This is a genomic window from Amycolatopsis sp. 195334CR (assembly GCF_017309385.1).
Lineage (GTDB): Bacteria > Actinomycetota > Actinomycetes > Mycobacteriales > Pseudonocardiaceae > Amycolatopsis.
In genome coordinates this window covers 1,365,829-1,383,680 of record NZ_JAFJMJ010000002.1, presented here as the reverse complement: position 1 = coordinate 1,383,680, position 17,852 = coordinate 1,365,829, and the positions used below count along the sequence as shown (strand labels likewise).

At 73.5% G+C, this 17,852-nt stretch carries 15 protein-coding genes; 7 read left to right on the top strand and 8 right to left on the bottom strand.

The window, feature by feature from the left end; genetic code table 11:
• The gene (locus JYK18_RS29495) at window positions 1-930 is read left to right on the top strand and encodes a YihY/virulence factor BrkB family protein (RefSeq protein WP_307796119.1); all 930 of its coding nucleotides are present in this window, start codon (window positions 1-3) and stop codon (window positions 928-930) included.
• On the opposite strand, the gene JYK18_RS29490 is transcribed toward JYK18_RS29495, so the two are convergent.
• Window positions 931-2,508, bottom strand: coding sequence for an NAD(P)/FAD-dependent oxidoreductase (locus JYK18_RS29490; protein WP_206806702.1), 1,578 nt, complete (start codon window positions 2,506-2,508; stop codon window positions 931-933).
• 73 nt (window positions 2,509-2,581) lie between these two features.
• Between JYK18_RS29490 and JYK18_RS29485 the strand changes: the two genes are divergently transcribed.
• Window positions 2,582-3,610 carry an NAD-dependent epimerase/dehydratase family protein gene (locus JYK18_RS29485; protein ID WP_206806701.1) on the top strand — a complete coding sequence of 343 codons (1,029 nt, stop codon included), beginning with the start codon at window positions 2,582-2,584 and terminating at the stop codon, window positions 3,608-3,610.
• On the opposite strand, the gene JYK18_RS29480 is transcribed toward JYK18_RS29485, so the two are convergent.
• From JYK18_RS29480 to JYK18_RS29460, 5 genes are all read right to left on the bottom strand, one after another.
• Window positions 3,601-4,059, bottom strand: a complete 459-nt coding sequence (locus JYK18_RS29480) for an SRPBCC family protein (RefSeq protein ID WP_206806700.1) — start codon at window positions 4,057-4,059, stop codon at window positions 3,601-3,603. The genes JYK18_RS29485 and JYK18_RS29480 overlap by 10 nt on opposite strands.
• A 38-nt stretch (window positions 4,060-4,097) precedes the next feature.
• Window positions 4,098-4,406: a hypothetical protein gene (locus JYK18_RS29475; protein WP_206806699.1), complete on the bottom strand. Its 309-nt coding sequence runs from the start codon at window positions 4,404-4,406 to the stop codon at window positions 4,098-4,100.
• Between the two features lie 34 nt (window positions 4,407-4,440).
• On the bottom strand, window positions 4,441-6,441 hold the full coding sequence (locus JYK18_RS29470) for a hypothetical protein (RefSeq protein ID WP_206806698.1): 2,001 nt from the start codon (window positions 6,439-6,441) through the stop codon (window positions 4,441-4,443).
• Between the two features lie 172 nt (window positions 6,442-6,613).
• Window positions 6,614-7,366: an ABC transporter ATP-binding protein gene (locus tag JYK18_RS29465; protein ID WP_206806697.1), complete on the bottom strand. Its 753-nt coding sequence runs from the start codon at window positions 7,364-7,366 to the stop codon at window positions 6,614-6,616.
• The gene (locus tag JYK18_RS29460) at window positions 7,363-7,983 is read right to left on the bottom strand and encodes a TetR/AcrR family transcriptional regulator (protein WP_206806696.1); all 621 of its coding nucleotides are present in this window, start codon (window positions 7,981-7,983) and stop codon (window positions 7,363-7,365) included. Before JYK18_RS29460 ends, JYK18_RS29465 begins: the two co-directional genes overlap by 4 nt.
• A gap of 123 nt (window positions 7,984-8,106) precedes the next feature.
• Here JYK18_RS29460 and JYK18_RS29455 point away from each other — a divergent pair, with 123 nt between their 5' ends.
• From JYK18_RS29455 to JYK18_RS29445, 3 genes are all read left to right on the top strand, one after another.
• On the top strand, window positions 8,107-9,273 hold the full coding sequence (locus JYK18_RS29455) for a DICT sensory domain-containing protein (protein WP_206806695.1): 1,167 nt from the start codon (window positions 8,107-8,109) through the stop codon (window positions 9,271-9,273).
• A gap of 72 nt (window positions 9,274-9,345) precedes the next feature.
• Entirely contained in the window at window positions 9,346-10,668 is a 1,323-nt protein-coding gene (locus JYK18_RS29450; protein WP_206806694.1) for an ArgE/DapE family deacylase, read from the top strand.
• Window positions 10,669-10,677: 9 nt separating this feature from the next.
• Complete coding sequence (locus JYK18_RS29445; RefSeq protein ID WP_206806693.1) at window positions 10,678-11,910, top strand: CdaR family transcriptional regulator; 1,233 nt, start codon at window positions 10,678-10,680, stop codon at window positions 11,908-11,910.
• Here the strand turns inward: JYK18_RS29445 and JYK18_RS29440 are convergent, their stop codons facing one another.
• Window positions 11,911-13,230 carry an MFS transporter gene (locus tag JYK18_RS29440; protein WP_206806692.1) on the bottom strand — a complete coding sequence of 440 codons (1,320 nt, stop codon included), beginning with the start codon at window positions 13,228-13,230 and terminating at the stop codon, window positions 11,911-11,913. It lies immediately after the preceding gene.
• Between the two features lie 209 nt (window positions 13,231-13,439).
• Between JYK18_RS29440 and JYK18_RS29435 the strand changes: the two genes are divergently transcribed.
• Both JYK18_RS29435 and JYK18_RS29430 read left to right on the top strand, forming a co-directional pair.
• A complete protein-coding gene (locus JYK18_RS29435) occupies window positions 13,440-15,077 on the top strand; it encodes a thiamine pyrophosphate-dependent enzyme (RefSeq protein ID WP_206806691.1) in 1,638 nt (545 codons plus the stop codon).
• The gene (locus tag JYK18_RS29430) at window positions 15,074-16,318 is read left to right on the top strand and encodes a M20 family metallo-hydrolase (RefSeq protein WP_206806690.1); all 1,245 of its coding nucleotides are present in this window, start codon (window positions 15,074-15,076) and stop codon (window positions 16,316-16,318) included. The genes JYK18_RS29435 and JYK18_RS29430 overlap by 4 nt, the downstream gene beginning before the upstream one ends.
• Here JYK18_RS29430 and JYK18_RS29425 read toward each other — a convergent pair.
• The gene (locus tag JYK18_RS29425; protein ID WP_206806689.1) at window positions 16,315-17,820 is read right to left on the bottom strand and encodes a CdaR family transcriptional regulator; all 1,506 of its coding nucleotides are present in this window, start codon (window positions 17,818-17,820) and stop codon (window positions 16,315-16,317) included. The two genes, JYK18_RS29430 and JYK18_RS29425, sit on opposite strands and share 4 nt — an antisense overlap.
• Window positions 17,821-17,852: the final 32 nt, after the last annotated feature.

The window sequence follows — 17,852 nt, the reverse complement described above, 5'->3', positions numbered from 1 at the left end:
GTGGCGGACGGCCCCACCGACCTGTCGCGGCGCTCGTGGTGGCAGGTGCTCCGGCGCACGGTCAAGGAGTTCCAGCGGGACAACCTGACCGACTGGGCAGCGGCGCTGACCTACTACAGCGTGCTGTCGCTCTTCCCGGCGATCATCGTGCTCGGCGCGGTGCTCGGCCTCCTCGGACCGGGCACCATCGGAGTGCTGACCGACGCCGTGGGACGACTCGGGCCCGGCGGGGGCACCGATCTGCTGGTCGGCGCGATCCACGAACTCCAGGGGTCGCGCGGGCTGGCCGGTCCGCTCGCGCTCATCGGGCTGGCGGGCGCGCTGTGGACGGCCTCGGGGTACATCGGCGCGTTCATGCGCGCGGCCAACAGCATCTACGAGGTGGAGGAAGGCCGCCCGCTGTGGAAAACGCTGCCGCTGCGGGTGGGCCTGACCGCCGCGCTGGTGCTGTTGCTGGCGATCTGCGCGGCCGGCGTGGTGGCCACCGGCGGCATCGCCGACCGCCTCGGCCGCTGGCTCGGCGTCGGGTCGGCGGGCGTGCTGATCTGGGACATCGCCAAGTGGCCGGTGCTCGCGCTGCTGATCAGCCTGGCCTTCGCGCTGCTGTACTGGGCGGCGCCGAACGTGCGCCAGCCCGGGTTCCGCTGGCTCAGCCCCGGCGGAGTGCTGGCGGTGGTGCTGTGGCTGCTCGCCTCCGGTGGGTTCGCGCTGTACGTGGCGAACTTCGGCTCCTACAACAAGACCTACGGCTCACTGGGCGGCGTGATCGTGTTCCTGGTGTGGTTGTGGATCTCGAACATCGCGGTACTGCTCGGCGCCGAGTTCGACGCCGAACTGACCCGCGGCGGCCGGATCGAGGAGGGCGTGCCACCGGAGCGGGAACCGTTCCTGCCACCCCGCGACACCAAGGCGATGGACGACCCGCCGTGATCAGCGGTACACCAGCCGGTTGAGCCCGCGGATCAGTCCGAAGTAGACGGTGCCGCCGACGCGGTGGTTCCTGGCCAGCGCCGCGCGCGCGGCGTTGGCACCGGGGCCGCCGTGCACCGCGCCGCCGGGGTGGGCCGAGGCACCGGCGAGGTAGAGCCGGTCGACCGGGGTGTCCGACCGGCCGAGCCCGGGCACCGGCCGCAGGAACAGTTGCTGGTGGACCGCGGCCGTGCCGGCGTTCGTGGAGCCCTCCACCAGGCTGGGGTTGCCGCGTTCGAGATCGGCCGGGCCCTGGACGTACCGGCCGCGGATCGCCGAGCCGAACCCGGGCGCGTGCCGTTCCACCACCGCTTCGATCCGGTCGGCGAAGCGGCGCAGTTCGTCGGCGTCCCACGGCCTGCCGCGCGGCACGTGGGTGTAGGCCCAGGCGGTCTCGGTCCCGGCGGGCGAGCGGGTGGGATCGGCCGTGGTCATCTGGCCGAGCAGGAGGAACGGGTGCTCGGGCACCCGGCCCGCGGCCAGGTCGGCGCTGTAGTCGCCGAGGCCGGTCAGGTCGGCGCCCAGGTGCACGGTGCCCGCGCCGCGGACGTTCTCGGCGGTCCACGGAATCGGCTTCGACAGCGCCCAGTCCACCTTGATCGTGGCGTCGTCCCAGACGAACGAGTCAAGGTCGGCACGCAGGCGGGACGGCAGATCGGCGGGGTCGAGCAGCCGGCCGTACAACACCGGTGCGGGCACGGTGGCCAATACCGCCCGCCGCGCCCGGGTGACCGTGCCGGTGGCGTCGAGCACGCCGGTGGCCGCGCCGCCGGAGGTGAGCACCTGGGTGACCGGGCGGTCGCAGGTGATCCGGCCGCCGCGGGCTTCGAGCCGCCGGGCCAGCGCGGCGGTCAGGCTGCCCGCGCCGCCTTCGGGCACCGGGAAGCCGACGTCCTGGCCGAGCATGCCGAGCAGCCAGCCGAAGATCGCGCTGCCCGCCTGGCCGGGACCGAGATCGGTGTGCAGCGCGTTGCCCGCCAGCAGGAGCTGCCCGCCCTCGCCCCGGAACCGGCGCGTGCCGTAGGTGCGCACGGGCATGGTGGCGAGCCTGCCCAGCCGCAGCAGGTCGGCTACGCCCAGGTGCGCGGCCAGCTTCACCCCGGACCGGATCGGCGGGAAGGGGGTGAACAAGGCGTCCAGCAGGCGGTCGCGCATGGCGCGGAACTGCTCGTACTCGGTGCGCCAGGCGTCCCCGTCGGCTTCGGCGAACTCGGCGACGGAGGCGGCGGTCTTGTCGAGGTCGCGGGACAGCAGGACCGAACGGTCGTCGGGCAGGACGTGCGCCAGCACCTCGGACGCGTGCCGCCAGGTGAGGTCGAGGTCCAGCGCCGAAAGCACCGGGGAAGCCGCGCCGAGCGGGTAGAACGCGCTGAACCGGTCGTGCCGGAACCCGGGTTCGACCAGTTCGGCGGTGCGCACCGCGCCACCGGGCTCACCGGTGGCCTCCAGTACCTCGACCTCCCAGCCCTGGTCGGCCAGCAGGTTCGCCGCGACCAGGCCGTTCGGGCCCGCTCCGATCACCACCGCGTCCGCTGTCATATCGGCAGTTCTACCCGGCCGCGTCCGCCACCAATCGTGTTTCCCCGCATTCCGGACGGGCAACCCGGGCGGGATGCGCGTAGTGGTGACCGGAGCGAGCGGCAACGTCGGCACGGCGTTGCGGCGCCTGCTCGACGACGAGGACGTGATCGGCCTGGCCCGCCGCCCGGCCGCGGGCCCGTGGGTGGCGGCCGATCTCGGCACCACTCCCCCGGCGGTGCTGCGGGAGGTGTTCACCGGTGCCGACGCCGTGGTGCACCTGGCCTGGGCGATCTCGCCGGGTGCCGACGACCCGCCGATGTCGCGGACCAACGAGGCGGGCACGAAGGCGGTGCTCGACGCGGTCGCGGCGGCGAAGGTGCCACGGCTGGTCGTGGCGTCCTCGATCGCGGCCTACCGGCCCGCGCCGCGGTGGACGCCGGTCGGCGAGGACTGGCCGCTCGGCGGGATCGCCGCCAGCGCGTACAGCCGGAGCAAGGTCCGGCTCGAACAGCAGCTCGACGAGTTCGCCGCGGTACACCCGGAAGTGGCGTTGGCGCGGCTGCGCCCGTGTGGCATCGCGCAGCGGGAGGCGGCCGGTGAGTTCGCCCGCTGGCTGTTCAGCCCGTTGCTGCCGCTCGGGGTGCTCGGCCGCGTCCCGCTGCCGCTGTGGTCCGGGCTGCGGTTGCAGCTGGTGCACGCCGACGACGTGGCCGAAGCGATCCGGCTCATCCTGCGGCGCGAGGCCACGGGTGCGTTCAACCTGGCGTCCCCGGAGGTGCTCGACGCCGGCCGGCTCGCCGAACTGGTCGGCGGCCGCCGCGTGCCGGTGCCGCGCGCGGTGCTGGAACCGGCCGCGCGGCTGTCCTGGCTCAGCGGGCTCCAGCCGCTGCACCCCGGGTGGCTGACGCTGGCCGACCAGGCGCCGCTCGCCGATGTTTCCCGCGCCGAGAAGGAACTCTCGTGGTCGCCGCGGCACACCTCCGCCGAGACGTTGCGCGAGCTGCTCGACGGGTGGGCCGAGCACGCCGGGAACGCGAACCCGCCACTGGCACCGCCACCTCGCGGGCTGCGTTCCCGGCTGACCGGGCTGCGTCCCGGCCGTCCGCTGCGTCAGGGCTGACGCGCCCGCCCCACGGCGAAGTCGGCCAGGCGTGAGAGGGCTTCGGCGTTGCGCGGGCCGAGGAGGAGCCGCTGCAGGATGTCCGGCATCAACCGGCCGGGGCCGGACAGCGCGCCCTCCTGCATGACCACCCGCGTCGACGAGCCCGAGAGCGGTTCGAGTGAGATGCGCACGCGGGCCGTGCCGAGCAGCCAGAGCTTGGCTTCGAGGTCGATCAGCCGGTCCGGCACGCTGTCGCGCACGACCGTGGTGTCGCTGATGTTGACCGGCCAGGCGCCGACCGAGTGGTGGATCCGGCTGCCCGGCGCGGGCCACTCCGGATCGACGTCGCGGATGTGGGCGTTGCCCACCACCCAGGACGAGTAGGACCAGCCGTCGGCGAGCACCGCGTAGATCGCGGGCGCGCCGACGGGCACCTCCAGGCTGACTTCGGACTTCAGGCTCGTCATGGGGGTGGGTTACCCAGGCGGCGCCCGGTGACGCGTGCTCAGACGCCTGGGCCCCACCAGCCGCGCTTGTTCTCCGCGTCCCGGGAGTCCTTCACCCGGGTGCCGTTCACCGTGATGAGCAAGGCCAAGGAGAGGAACAGACCGGCCCCCATCAGCCAGTGGAGTTCGCGCGTGAGGACCACGGACACCACCAACGCCACGCCGATCAAGGCTAGAACGACGATCCGCCGCCGCCGGTTCCGCCGCTGCTTCACGCGGCGCCGCGAAGCGGCTTGCCGGTCGATCGCCCCGCGGAGGCCCGTCCGGAAGCGCTCCTCGTCGGCTGGTGATACCACGGTCTCCCCCATCCACTCCGTTTCCCCGAAGACCGTAGCCGGTTGGTCACGGGAGGTGGTAGCGCTTCCGGGACGGCTTGTCGTGGTGGCGGGTCAGCAGCCATCCGCCGGTGATCGCGCCCGCACCGGCCACCGCGAGCACCACCATGGCGGGGACCCGGAGCCCGGCGGGCAGGTGCAGCGCGAGGAACCAGGTCGGCTCGCGGACTTCCAGGCGGGACAGCGCGAAGGCGACCACGGCCTGCGCGAGGACCAGCACCGCGCCCGCCAGGTACAGCCCCCACGCCGCGAGCGCCTTGCCGACGGGCATCGGCTCCCACGCCGCGAGCGCCCTGCCGTCGGGCATTTCCAGCCCGGGCGCCCCGTCCGGCGCGGGAATCGGCAACCTGGCCTCCCCGTCCGGCGCGAGCATCGGCAGCCCGGGCGCCCCGTCCGGCGCGGGCATTTCCGGCTCCGGCACCGCGGCCGGCGCGGGCCTTCGGCCGCTGCGCATGGCCTGCAGGAGGACGGTCCCGCCGTCGCGCAGCCGCCGGTGGCCCAGCCGGCCGAGCCACCAGGCCGCGCCCGCGCCCATCGCCGCTCCGGCGGGCACCCCGGCCCAGCTCAGCGCGCTGTTCCCGAGCAGGGAACCCAGCAGCGGCAGCACCGCGGCCGGGGCGATCGCGACCAGGGTGAGCGGCAGCATCGCCCAGGTGATGAGCCCGGCGGTGCCGTCCCCGCCGACCGCGCCCCGCACGCGGTTCTTCGGATCGGCCTGCGGCACCAGCGCGAACACCGACACGAGCACGGCCAGCCCGGCGCCCGCGCCGAGTGCCGCCGGGAGCAGCGAAAGCACCCACGGCCACGCCCAGTCCACCCCGCTCAGCGGCAGTCCCACCGCCGTGGCCACCACGGCGACCGGGGCGGTCAGCAGCAGCCAGGCCAGCTGCCTGCCCCGGACGTCGGCGCGTTCGGCGCCGGGGACCAGCAGGGTGAGCCACAGCGCGGTGCCGTCGCTGCCGTAGAGCTGCGCGGAACCGCTCGTGGCGAGCACCGCGATGACCAAGCCGGTCGCGGCCAGGTAGGCGCGTTCGCCCGCGAGCAGGGGAACCAGCGTCACGGCCAGGCCGAAGAACAACGCGAAAGCCAGGTACAGCGCGCGGTCGAGGTCGCGGAGCCAGGTGCGCAGTTCCTTGGCCGCCACCGCGCCGATCCGCGTCGGCGGCAGGAGCGCGGCCAGGTCCCGGCCGGGTTCCCGGGCCGCGGTGGTGCTGACCTCGCTGGTGCGCCGGACGATCAGCCGTGACCACAGCGCGCCGAGCAGCAGGATCGCGGTGATCAGCCCGGCGATCGGCAGGAGCGCGAACGCCCAGTCGCCGCGGGCCACCGCGTCGATCGCGACCAGCCCCCAGCTGGACGGCAGGAGGCGCAGCACCACGGAGAACGACGGCAGGAAGCCGCCGAGCCCGGCGAAAGCGGGCAGCAGCAACCAGAACTGGGCGACGAACGCCCCGGCCACGGCCCACGGGAGTGCCGCCACCACGGCGCGGGCGGTGGAGGTGAGCTGTGCCCGGGTCAGCTCGGTGACCAGCTTCGAGGCCAGCAGCACGACGATCACCTGCACCGGCGTCAGCACCACGGCGGTGACCATCGAGGCGGTGGTGGTCGCGTGGAGCGCGCCCGCGCTGTAGGCGCCGAGCGTGACCAGCGGCCCGGCCCCGGCGAGCGAGGCGGTGAACAACCCGGTGGCGAGCCGTCGCGGCCGGATCGGCAGGGCCGCGAAGTACTCCGGCCGCAGGTCGGCTTCGCCCCCGCCGAGGAAGACCGGGCCGAACAGCCAGCCGAGCGCCCAGGCCGCGAACACCAGGCAGAGCAGGTCGGGTGGGGCGTCGAGCGCCAGCCACACCGTGCCCCCCGCCGCGGCGAGGCCCGCCACGGCTCCGAGGATGGTGGTCATCGACCGCACGCCGGTCAACGAGGCTCGCAGGAGGGCGAGCTTCATGTGCAGCAGTGGGGTGAACGCACCGGCCCGCCCCGGCTGCGGCAGTGCGCTCAGCTCGCCAGCCACGCCAACCCTCCCGTTCGAGATAGCGAGGCCAGCTCGCCAGCCCACCTCGCCCGCCACGGCGACGTCAGCTCGCCAGCCCGCCCCGCTCGCGAAAGCGAGGTGAGCGCGCCGGGCCGCCCCGGCTGCGGCAGTGCGGTCAGCGCGGCGGCCCGCACCGCCCCCGACAGCGGAGTCAGCTCGCCAGCCACGCCAGGCCCTCCTGTCCGCCGGTTCGGGCGCCTGCCAGGTCGATGAACCGCGCCTCCAGGCTCTCCCCCGCGCGCACCTCGTCGAGCGTCCCCGCCGCTGCGACGCGGCCCCGCGTGATGATCCCGACGTGCGAGCACAACTGCTCCACCAGCACCATGACGTGACTGGACAGCACCACCGAACCACCACCCGCCACGAACCGCTCCAGGATGGTGCGGATGGTCGCCGCCGACACCGGGTCGACGGCTTCGAACGGCTCATCGAGCACCAGCAGCTTCGGCGCGTGCAGCAACGCGGCGGCCAGGCTGATCTTCTTGCGCATCCCGGTGGAGTACTCCAGCACCGACACCCCGGTCGCGTCCAGCTCGAGCACCGCGAGCAGTTCGGCCACGCGCTGCTCGACCACCTCCGCCCCGAGCCCGCGCAGCAAACCCAGGTAGGTCAGGAACTCCCGCCCGGTCAGCCGCTCGGGCAGCGCCAGGCCGTCGGGCAGCACGCCGACGAGTTCCTTGGCGCGCACCGGATCGCGCCACACGTCGTGGCCGAACACGCGCGCGGTGCCCCCGTCGGGCCGGAGCAGGCCGACGGCCATCAGCAGCGAGGTCGTCTTGCCCGCGCCGTTCGGCCCGACCAGACCGTAGAACGCACCGGCCGGCACGGTCAGCTCGACCCCGTCCACCGCCCGTTGCGCACCGAAAACCTTGACCAGGCCCGAAAGTTCCAGCGCCGCGGTCATCGGGCCGTCGCCCGCTCGAACAGGGCGACCAGCTCGCGCGCGTAGGCGGCGAGGTCGAGCTCGGGCACGGCGGTCAGCTGCGGCCCGATCGCGTCGATCGCCGCGCGGATGGTCATCGCCGTGGTCCGGGTGTCGAACTCACCGAAATGCCCTTCGGCCTGCCCGCGGCCGAGGATGTCCCGCAACGGCGCGAGGCTCGCGTCGTAGACCGAGGCGTCGGCGTCCAGTTTGGACTTCCCGTCACCGTCGGTGAACCCGACCGCGATCGCCACCAGCACCTTGACGTCGTCGCGATGCGCGGCGACGTACTCCACATTGGACTCGATGTAGGACCTCAGTTCCTCAGGCGGGGTCGGCTCGGCGGGCATCCGCGCCGCCATGTACTCGGCACCGCGCCGCAGCACGGTCATCACCACCTCGCCGATCAGTTCGTCGCGGCCGGCGAAGTGGTACAGGATCGCCGCCTTGGACAGCCCCGCCCGCTTGCCGATCTCCGCGAGCGACGCCCGCGTGAGCCCCACTTCCGCGATCGCCGAGATCGCGCAGTCCACCAGCTGCGCCCGGCGCGCCACGTCCACGAAGGTCCGCTGACCTTCCGGTGAGTTATCTGACCGCACGGTCAGACGGTACCACGACTTCGACGGACCGTGACGCGAGCGCGGTTTGTCACCTGTTCGTGGGCCCGATCGTGGTTGCTAACCTCCGCAGCCCCAGCGGGCTTCGTGAAGGTGGTTTTCCCCATGACTGCACCGTCGTACGGCAGAGCGGGCCGGCTCACCAAACGGGCGCTCGTCATCGCCTCGCACACCGTGGAGCGCGCGGCACTGGCCGACGGCGCGCTCGAGCAGGCGGTGGTGATCGCGATGTTCCAGCGGCTGCCCTACTTCGAGCGCGAGAAGGAGGTCTACGCCCGGATCGCGCAGCGCGCCTCGGTCACCGTGGTCGGCATGGTCGAACGGTCCCGCCCGGACCTCCCCGCGGGCGTGACCCCGGTGCTGCTGCGCGCGAACGAGGAACTCGCGCGCGAGTGGTCGGTCGTCGTGCTGTCGCCGTCGTTCGGCGCCGCGGTCATCGCGCAGGACCTGAACCAGGTCGATCCCGGGGTGGTGACGCTGGAGGCGGCGCGGGAGTTCGACGGGCGCTGGGGCATGCGCCGCGACGAGGCCTACGCCGAGGTGGTCCGGCTGCGGGAGGCGCTGGGCAACCGGCTCCCGCCGGTGGCGCGCAACCGCATCGACGCGGTGCTGGAGTCGGTGACCAGCGAACCGGCCGTGGACGTGGAGCAGCGCACCGAGGACTCGCTCCGCTACCTGGTCACCCGCCTCGTCGACACCCGCAACGCGCTGACCGCGGAAGGCGAGCAGCGGGCGGCCGAACGCGGTGAGGCCCGCGACCCGGCGACCGGCCTGCACACCCTGGACGGCCTGCGGTCCTGGCTCGGTACCGACACCGACACGGTCGGCCTCGGCGTGACCCTGTTGCGCGTCGCGGACCTGCGCGGCATGGAGTACTCGCACGGCGCCCGCGCGGCCATGCACACCGAGCAGAACATCGCGGACCTGCTGCGCGCGAACCTCCGGCCGATGGACCGGGCGGCCCGCCTCTCCGACACCGACTTCCTGCTCGTGCAGCCCTGCGTCGGCGAGGACGAACTCGACCACACGGGCCAGCGCCTGCTGGGTGGGGTGCACCAGCTCAGCGAGCTCTACCCGTTCGTCGCGGTGACCCCGGCGTGCAGCAGCACGGTGACCTACCGGCGGCCGCTGCCGATCGAGTCGCTGCGTGCCGCGCTGGTCACCGCGCCGGCGCCGCTCTGGCCGCCCCACACCGGAATGATCAAGCCCGCCCCGGAACCGGCGATGGCCCAGCGCATGCCCGCGACCGAGCGAGCGCACTGGTTCTCCTGAGCGCTGTGTATCTGCACACCGGCGGGAACCGCAAGTGTGTGTGGGGCTCACTTGTCGCGGGCCCGTCCCGGCGTGACCGTTGAGGCAACGGACCACGACGGACGGAGGACGATCCGCATGCTCGACCCGGAACTCGCCGAGCGCATCGTCGCGGCGGTGAACGAGCGCTTCGACGAGCAGCTCGCCTGGACCGCCGAACTGGTGCGCCGCCCGAGCCTGCGGACCGGTGAGGCCGGGGCGCAGGACCTGATCGAGGCGGCACTGGCCGAGGCGGGCTTCGACATCGACCGCTGGGTGATCGACTCGCCGGAGTTGCGGGCGCACCCGGGTTACGGACCGACCACAGTGGACCCCGGCACGCTGGAGAACGTGGTCGGCACCTGGCGCCCGCCGGTCGAACGCGGCCGGTCGCTGATCCTCAACGGCCACGTCGACGTGGTGCCGACCGGGCCGGACGAGTACTGGACCCGGTCCCCGTGGGACGCGAGCGTGGTCGACGGCTGGCTCCACGGCCGGGGCAGCGCCGACATGAAGGCCGGGATCGGCGCGAACCTGTTCGCGCTGGGCGCGCTGACCGCCGCCGGGCTGCGGCCGACCGGACGGATCCACGTGCAGTCCGTGGTCGAGGAGGAGTGCACCGGCAACGGTTCGCTGGCCGCCCTGCTGCGCGGGTACACCGCCGACGCGTGCGTGATCCCCGAGCCGGAGGACGACAAGCTCGTCCGCGCCAACGTCGGCGTGCTGTGGTTCGACGTCAAGGTCCGAGGCGTCCCCGCCCACCTGCGCGTGATGGACACCGGGCAGAACGCCATCGACGCCGCCTACACGGTGATGAACGACCTCCGCGAACTCGAAGCCGAATGGAACCGGCGCAAGGACGGTCACCGGTACTTCGAGGACACCGAGCACCCGATCAACTTCAACTTCGGCGTGATCAACGGCGGTGACTGGCCCTCCAGCGTGCCCGCCCAGTGCACGTTCACCGTCCGCGCCGCCTTCTACCCCGGCACCCCCGCCGCCGAGGCGTGGGCCGAGATCCAGGAGGTCCTGGCCAAGTCGGCCGCGCGGTTCGACCTGCCGGACGCCGTGGTCGCCACCCCGTCGGGCTTCTTCGCCGAGGGGTACGTGCTGGAGGAGGGCTCCGAAGCCGAGGGCGTGCTGGCCCGCGCACACCAGCGGGTGTTCGGCAGCGAGCTGGAGTCCTTCACCACGCCCGGTTACCTGGACGGCCGCGTGTTCACCCTCTACGGCAACCTGCCGTGCCTGGTCTACGGCCCGGTCTCCGAGGCGATCCACGGCATCGACGAGCGGGTGGAGGTCGAGTCCATCCGGCGGATCACCACCGCCATCGCGTTGTTCACCGCCGAATGGTGCGGGGTCGAACCGCGGTCGTAGGGTGTGCACATGCCCAGTGGTGCGGAGCCGGCCGACGCCCGCTGGGCGGAGTTGGTCACGCGCCTGCGCGGGGACTCCGACGCCCTGTTCCAGTCCTTCCTGATCCGGGTCCGCCGCGTGCCGCCGTACGCCCGCGGCCTGGTGCCCACCGACCGGATGGAACACGACGCCACCCGCACCTTCGACTACCTGCTGCGCCGGATCAGCCGCGCCCCGATGCCGGACCGGCTGGCCGGGCTCGGCACCGAGATCGGCCGCGACCGGGCGCACCGCGGGGTCCCGCTCAACGACTTGCTCACCGCGGTCCGGCTGAACTTCCGGATCGTCTGGGACGCCCTGCGCGAGCAGGCCGGGCCGGAGGACGGGCCGCTGCTGGTGGCCCGCGTGGACCGGGTGTGGGCGGCGGTGGAGGAACACGCGCTGCACGTCCAGCTCGCCTACCAGGACGAGGGCGCGCTGATCGCCCGTGAACGCCAGGGCGAGCGGTCGATGCTGGTCGCCGCGCTGCTCGGCGAGGTCGACGGCCCCGGCCACGTGCTCGGTGAACCCGGGCCGGACGACGTGGCCAGGGTCGCGCGGGCCCTGGCCATCGACGTCGACGACGACCTGCTCGTGGTGGTCTCCCCCGCCTCGGCCGGGGCGCGGCTGCACCGGGTCGCGGACACCTTCGCCGCGCAGGGCCGCCCGGTCCACGTGCAGGTGCTGGCCCGGCACGTGGTGCTGCTCGCCCGGTGGACGGGTGCGGAGCCGGGCGCGGGCTCGGCCGGGATCCGCGCGCTCCGCTCCGCGCTGGGCGGCCTGCTCGACACCGTTCCGTGCGTGCTGGGGCCGCTCGCGCACGGTGTGGCGAACGTGCCGTCGAGCGCGCGGACCGCGCTGCGGGCCGTGGACGCGCTGCCCGAGCTGGCGGGTCCGGTGGATCCGTACGACGCGTGGTTGCCGGTGGCCGCGGCGGGGCTCGCCGGCACCAGGGGCATCGGGCCGGAGCTGGTCGCCTCGGTGCTCGGCGGCCTGTCCGCCCTGCCGCCCGCCGAGCGCGAACGGCTGCTGGACACCATCCGGGCGTGGGCGCGCACCGGTTCGGTCACCGCCGTCGCCCAGGAACTGTGGTGCCACCGCAACACCGTGCTCAACCGGCTGCGCCGGATCACCGAGCTGACCGGGCGGGACGTGACGGTGCCGGACCAGGCGACCGTGGTGCTGCTCGCGCTCGCCTGCTCCGAAGCCCTCAAGCCCCGGTGATCAGACCGCGGTCTTCACCTCGTCGCGACCGGCGAACAACCGCGGCGCGGCGAGCCCGCACCCGCAGGTCACCAGCGAGATCGCGATCAGCAGCAGAGTCGGCAGCACCGAACTGCCGCCGCCGAGGGTGAGCAGCGCGGTCGCGGCCAGCGGCACGAACCCGCTGGCCACCCCGGCGATGTTGGCCGAGAGGGCGACCCCGCTGTAGCGCAGGCGGGCCGGGAACAGTTCGGTGAGCAGCGCGCCCGACACCGCGTACGGCACCGACAGCAGCGCGGTCACCAGGGTCACCCCGGTGATCACCGCGAGCCCCGCGGTGGTGTCGATCAGCCAGAACGCCGGGAACGCCACGAGCGCCGAACCCAGCGCCCCGGCCACGGTCACCCTGGCCGGCCCGTACCGCTCGGCGAGCCTGCCGCCCGCGATCAGCACCACGATCTCCACCGCGGCCGCGACCAGCGTCGCGGTGAGCAGCAGCCAGCGCGGCATGCCCAGCGTGGCGGTGCCGTAGCTGATGACGAAGGTGGTGATCAGGTAGAAGCCGCCGACGCCGAGCAGCGCGGTCCCGGCACCGACCAGCAGTTGCGGCCACGCGGTGGTGAAGACCTGGCGGACCGGCGACGAGGCGCGCTCGTCCTCTTCGAGCAGCTTCTCGAACAGCGGCGACTCCTCGACCCGGCGGCGCAGCCACAACGCCACGCCGAGCAGCGGGAACGCGGCGAGGAACGGCAGGCGCCAGCCCCACGAGTCGAACGATTCCGCGGGCAGCGTCGACACCGCGAGGAAGGCGCCGGAGGAAAGCAGCGTGCCGACCGGCGAACCGATCTGCGGCATCGCGGCGTACCGGCCGCGGCGCTCCGGCGGGGCGTGCTCGACGGCGAGGGTGACCGCGCCACCCCACTCCCCGCCGACCGCGACCCCCTGCAGCAGCCGGAACAGCGTCAGCAGAATCGGCGCGGCGACGCCGATCGAGAGGTAGCTCGGCAGCACGCCGATCAGCGTGGTGACCACGCCGATCATGGTCACGGTGATGATCAGGCACTTCTTGCGCCCGATCCGGTCACCGAGGTGGCCGAAGATCACCGCGCCGAGCGGCCGGGCGGCGAAGCCGACGGCGAACGACGCGAACGCGGCCAGCGTGGCGACCACGGCGTCGTCGGTGGCGAAGTAGAGCCGGTTGAACACCAGTGAGGAGGCCGTGCCGTAGAGGAAGAAGTCGTACCACTCCAGCGCGGTGCCCACGAACGCGCCGAAGGCCACCTTCCTGGCCTCGGCGTCGGTCACCGTCGCGGCCCCGGTGGGGCTGGGTTTCTCGCTCATCGCACATCCTCGGTCCGCGGGTCGGGGTGCAGTGCGGAACAGCATGCAGACGGGACCGGGGTGACGAAACCGCGTGGTGCACCGACTTGGTCCGGCCGGGATGGGCGTCTGCACAACGAGCGCGCCGGTTCGCGTGGCGGACGACGCTTCTCCGCGCCCCCGGCGGCTGGTGTGCTGGAGGTCTGCCACGTCCAACCGGGAGGGGAACCGTGCCGAACCCGTGCAGCGCCGGGCACCTGGTCGTCCGCCAGCTGGAGCGCTCGGGGGTCGAGCGCGTCTACTGCGTGCCGGGCGAGAGCTATCTCGACGTCCTCGACGGCCTGTACGACTCCCCCATCGACACCGTGGTCTGCCGCCACGAGGGCGGCGCGGGCTTCATGGCCGTCGCCGAAGGGCGGCTCACCGGCCGTCCCGGGGTGGCGATGGTGACCCGCGGGCCCGGCGCGGCGAATGCCGCCATCGCCGCGCACACCGCCTGGCAGGACGCCACGCCGATGGTGTTGTTCGCCGGGCTGATCCCGGCGGGCCAGCGCTACCGCGAGTCGTTCCAGGAGTTCGACCCGAACGCCTGGTTCGGCAGCACGGCCAAGCGGGTGCTCGTGCTCGACGACCCGGCAGCCGCGGCGGAGATCGTCGCCGAGGCCATGCAGGTCGCGGTGACCGGGCGGCCGGGCCCGGTGGTGGTCGGCCTGCCGGAGACGACCCTGACCGAGCCGACCGACGGGGTCACGCTCCCGCCGCGCGCGCCCGCTCGCCCGGCGCCGTCGCCCGCCGACCTCGACGCCGTCGCCGCGCTGCTGGCCGAGGCGAAGGCGCCGGTGGTCGTCGCCGGTGGGGAGGGCTGGACCGAGCAGGCCGCGCGGGATCTCGCCGAATGGGCCGAGGCCGCCGCGTTGCCGGTGCTCACCGACTTCCGCGCCTACGACGCGATCGACCACGACAGCCCCTGCTACGCCGGTTCGCTCGGCTACGGCCGTTCCGCTTCGGCGGCCGAGGTGCTGCGCGGCAGCGATCTCCAGCTCTGGCTGGGCTGTCCGCGCGGTGACGTGCCCACCGACTCCTACACCCTCGGCATGGACGCCGCGTCTGTCTACATCGGACCGGATCCGGCCGCGCACGGCCACACCGGGCGGCTGGACGCGACCGTGGTCGCGACCCCGGCGGCATTCGTGGCAGCGGCTCGTGCCGTGCTGGTGCGGCCGGACGCCGATCGCGTCCCGATGCGCACGGCACACGAGGCGCACCGGGTGTGGTCGCGTCCCCTGCCGGACGGTGATCGCGGGGTGGACCTCGGCGCCGCCTTCGGGATACTGCGGCGTGCCTTGGAAAGCGATCCGGTGGTCACCTACGGCGCGGGCAACCACGCGATCTGGCCGCAGCGCTATCTGCCCGCCCACCGGCCCGGCTCGCTGCTCGCGCCCCGCAACGGCGCCATGGGGTTCGGCGTTCCCGCAGCCGTCGCCGCCGCGCTCGTCCAGCCGGGCCGGCGCGTCCTCTCGGTGGCCGGTGACGGGTGCTTCATGATGAACGGCCAGGAGCTCGCCGTCGCCGTCGAGCGGTGCCTGCCGGTGCTGGTGCTGATCGTGGACAACGGCTGCTACGCGACGATCCGCGCGCACCAGGAGGCCCACTACCCCGGCCGTCCCAGCGGCACCGGACTGTCCAATCCGGACTTCGCCGAGCTGGCGAAGGCCTACGGGGCGTTCGGCGCCACCGTGACGCACACCGGCGAGTTCGAGGAGGCGCTGGGGAAAGCGCTCGCCTGTCCCGGCCCGGCGGTGCTGCACCTGCACACCGATCCCAGTACCCGCGGCCCGTTGGCCCTACCGGAAGGAGCGCCGCGATGACCAGCGGTTTCCTGGACGATTTCGCCGAGCTGTCCACCTTCGGCGCCACCGAACGCGGTGGCGTGCACCGCGAGGCCGCCACCGACGCCGACGCCGCGCAGCGCGCCTGGTTCGGCGAACTCCTGACCGCACGGGGTTTCCGGGTCGGCTTCGACCGGATCGGCAACCAGTTCGGCCTGCTCGAAGCCGTGCCCGGCGCGCCGTACGTGCTGATCGGCTCGCACCTGGACAGCCAGCCGTTCGGCGGCCGCTACGACGGCGCGTACGGGGTGCTGGCCGCAGCGCACGCCGCGCAGCGCGTGGCCGGGCGGTGGCGGGAGTCGGGCAGCACGCCGCGCTACAACATCGGCGTGGTCAACTGGTTCAACGAAGAGGGGTCGCGCTTCACCCCGAGCATGATGGGCAGCGCGGTGTACACCGGCCTGCTCGACGCCGAAACCGCGCTGGACACCCGTGACCTGGGGGGCGTTCGCGTCGGCGACCGGCTCGCCGAACTGGGCCAGCTCGGCGACGGCGGGCCGTCGATCGACGAGGTGGCCGCCTACGCCGAGATCCACATCGAGCAGGGGCGGGTGCTGGAGGACACCGGGCACACCATCGGCCTGGTGCACGCGACCTGGTCGGCGCACAAGTACTTCCTCACCGTCGAAGGCGACCAGAGCCACACCGGTTCCACGGTGATGGCGGACCGGCGGGACGCGCTGCTCGGGGCCGCGCACCTGACCGTGCTCGCCCGCGAGATCGCCGACACACTGTCCACATCGGACGCTCCGTTGCACACCTCGGTGTCACAGCTGACCGTGGAGCCGAACAGCCCGGTGACCGTGGCCAGGGAGGCGCGGCTGCACCTGGACCTGCGCTCGCCGGACGAGGGCGTGCTGGAGCGGGCGAACGCGATGCTGCACGAGCGGATCCCGGCGATCGAGCGGGCGGCGCGGGTCGCCATCTCGGTGGCCGGCGCGCACCACTGGGGCGTGCGGCCGTTCCCGGCGGCGGGGGTGAAGCTGGCGCGGGACTGCGCCTACGCGCTGGACCTGTCCCACCGGGAGATCATGACCATCGCCGGGCACGACTCGGTGAACATGAACGGCCGGGTGCCGACGGTGATGCTGTTCGTGCCGAGCGTCGAAGGCATCAGCCACAACGAAGGCGAGCTGACCAAGGACGAGGACGCCCGCGCCGGGGTCGACCTGCTCACCGAGGTGGTCGACCGCCTCACCGCGGGAGCACTGGACGACTAGTCGTTGACGGCCATCGCGATCAGGATGGCCAGGCGTTGCGCCGGATCGGTGAGATCCGCTTCGGGCAGCACGGCGGCGATCCGGCGCAGCCGGTTGCGGATGGTGTTCTGGTGCACCGCCAACGTGGTGGCCGCGTGGGACAGGTCGCCTTGGGCTTCCAGGAAGGCGCGCAGGGTCGGCACGTACGCCGTGCCGTGGCGCGCGTCGTGTGCGGCCAGGCGTGTCACCGGGCCGCGCGCGGGGACGCGCCCCACCGCGGCGACCGAGCGCAGGCGCTGCAGCAGCACCTCGTGCCACGACTCGTCGTAGGACAGCGCGTCAGGATGGCCGAGTTTCTCTTGCAGCGCCAGGCATTCATCGGCTTCCCGCCGCCCGGCGGGCAGATCCGCGACCACGCACTCCCCCGACACGCCCGCGACGAGCCGCAGGTGCGCGGGCAGGCCGTGCTCCAGTTCGCGCACCCAGCGCCTCGCCTGGTCCGTTTCGGCGGGCAGCACGGTGTAGACGGTGTTGCCGAACAACGTGCTGCGGCCCACGCGCGACCACCCGAACCCGGTGGTCGCCCGCTCGAACGCGAGCAGCAGGCCGGCGTGCCGTTCGGCGTCGGTGTGCGCCTGCACGGCGACGACCCGCAGGCCCGCGGTGGGCAACCCCAGTTTCGCGGCCGCCGCCTCCGCGTCCGGGGCGCCTTCGAGCAGCTGGATCACCAGCTCCGACTCCACCTGGCGCTCCAGATCCGCGCTGACCCGCCAGCGCAGCAGGTGCAGCGCCACCGTGCGCGCGCCGTCGGCCAGGATGCGCGCCCGCGCCTCGTCCAGCGGCTCGGTGCGCACCACCCACAGCGAGCCCAGCACCTCCTTGCCCGCGCGCACCGCGGCGACCGACCGGCCGTGCAGCCCGTGCTCGGGTGAAGCCGGGACGTACAGCGGTTCGTCCGAGCGCGCGAGGTGGGTGAACACGCCCTGCCGTTCGAGCAGCGCGCGCATGGGGTCCGGCACGCGACGGCCGAGGATGGTGTCCTGCCGGGCCCGGTCGGCCTCGTGCTGCTGGCTCGAATAGGCCATCACCCGGGACAGCTGGTCCTCGATGGTGACCGGGCCGCCCACCGCCGCCGCGATGGTGTCGGCCAGCGCGGACAGGTCCGCCGGGCCCCGGCCCGACTCGGTCTCCCGGCCTTCGAGCACGAGCCCGTAGACCGCACCGGCCAGCTGGCTCCACGACACGCTCGGCTCGACCACCAGCACGGCGAGCCCGGCCGCGGGCTGCGGGGCTTCGGTCGTCCGCGCGACCAGCACCAGCGCCTGGGCGTCCCGGGCGAGTTCGACGGCCTCGGCCAGCGTCGGCACGCCGACGGCCAGGAAGACGTCCCCCGCCGACGAGCCCGGCCGGACCGGGTCGTGCAGGGCGACGCTGTGCAATCCGGCCTCCCGATCCGCCCCGGACCCGGCCAGGCGCGCGCCGTAGGTCCCGAGGATCGTGATCAGCCGGTCGAGCTTGACCATGTCCGGATCCTACAAGCGCGGCCACTGAGATT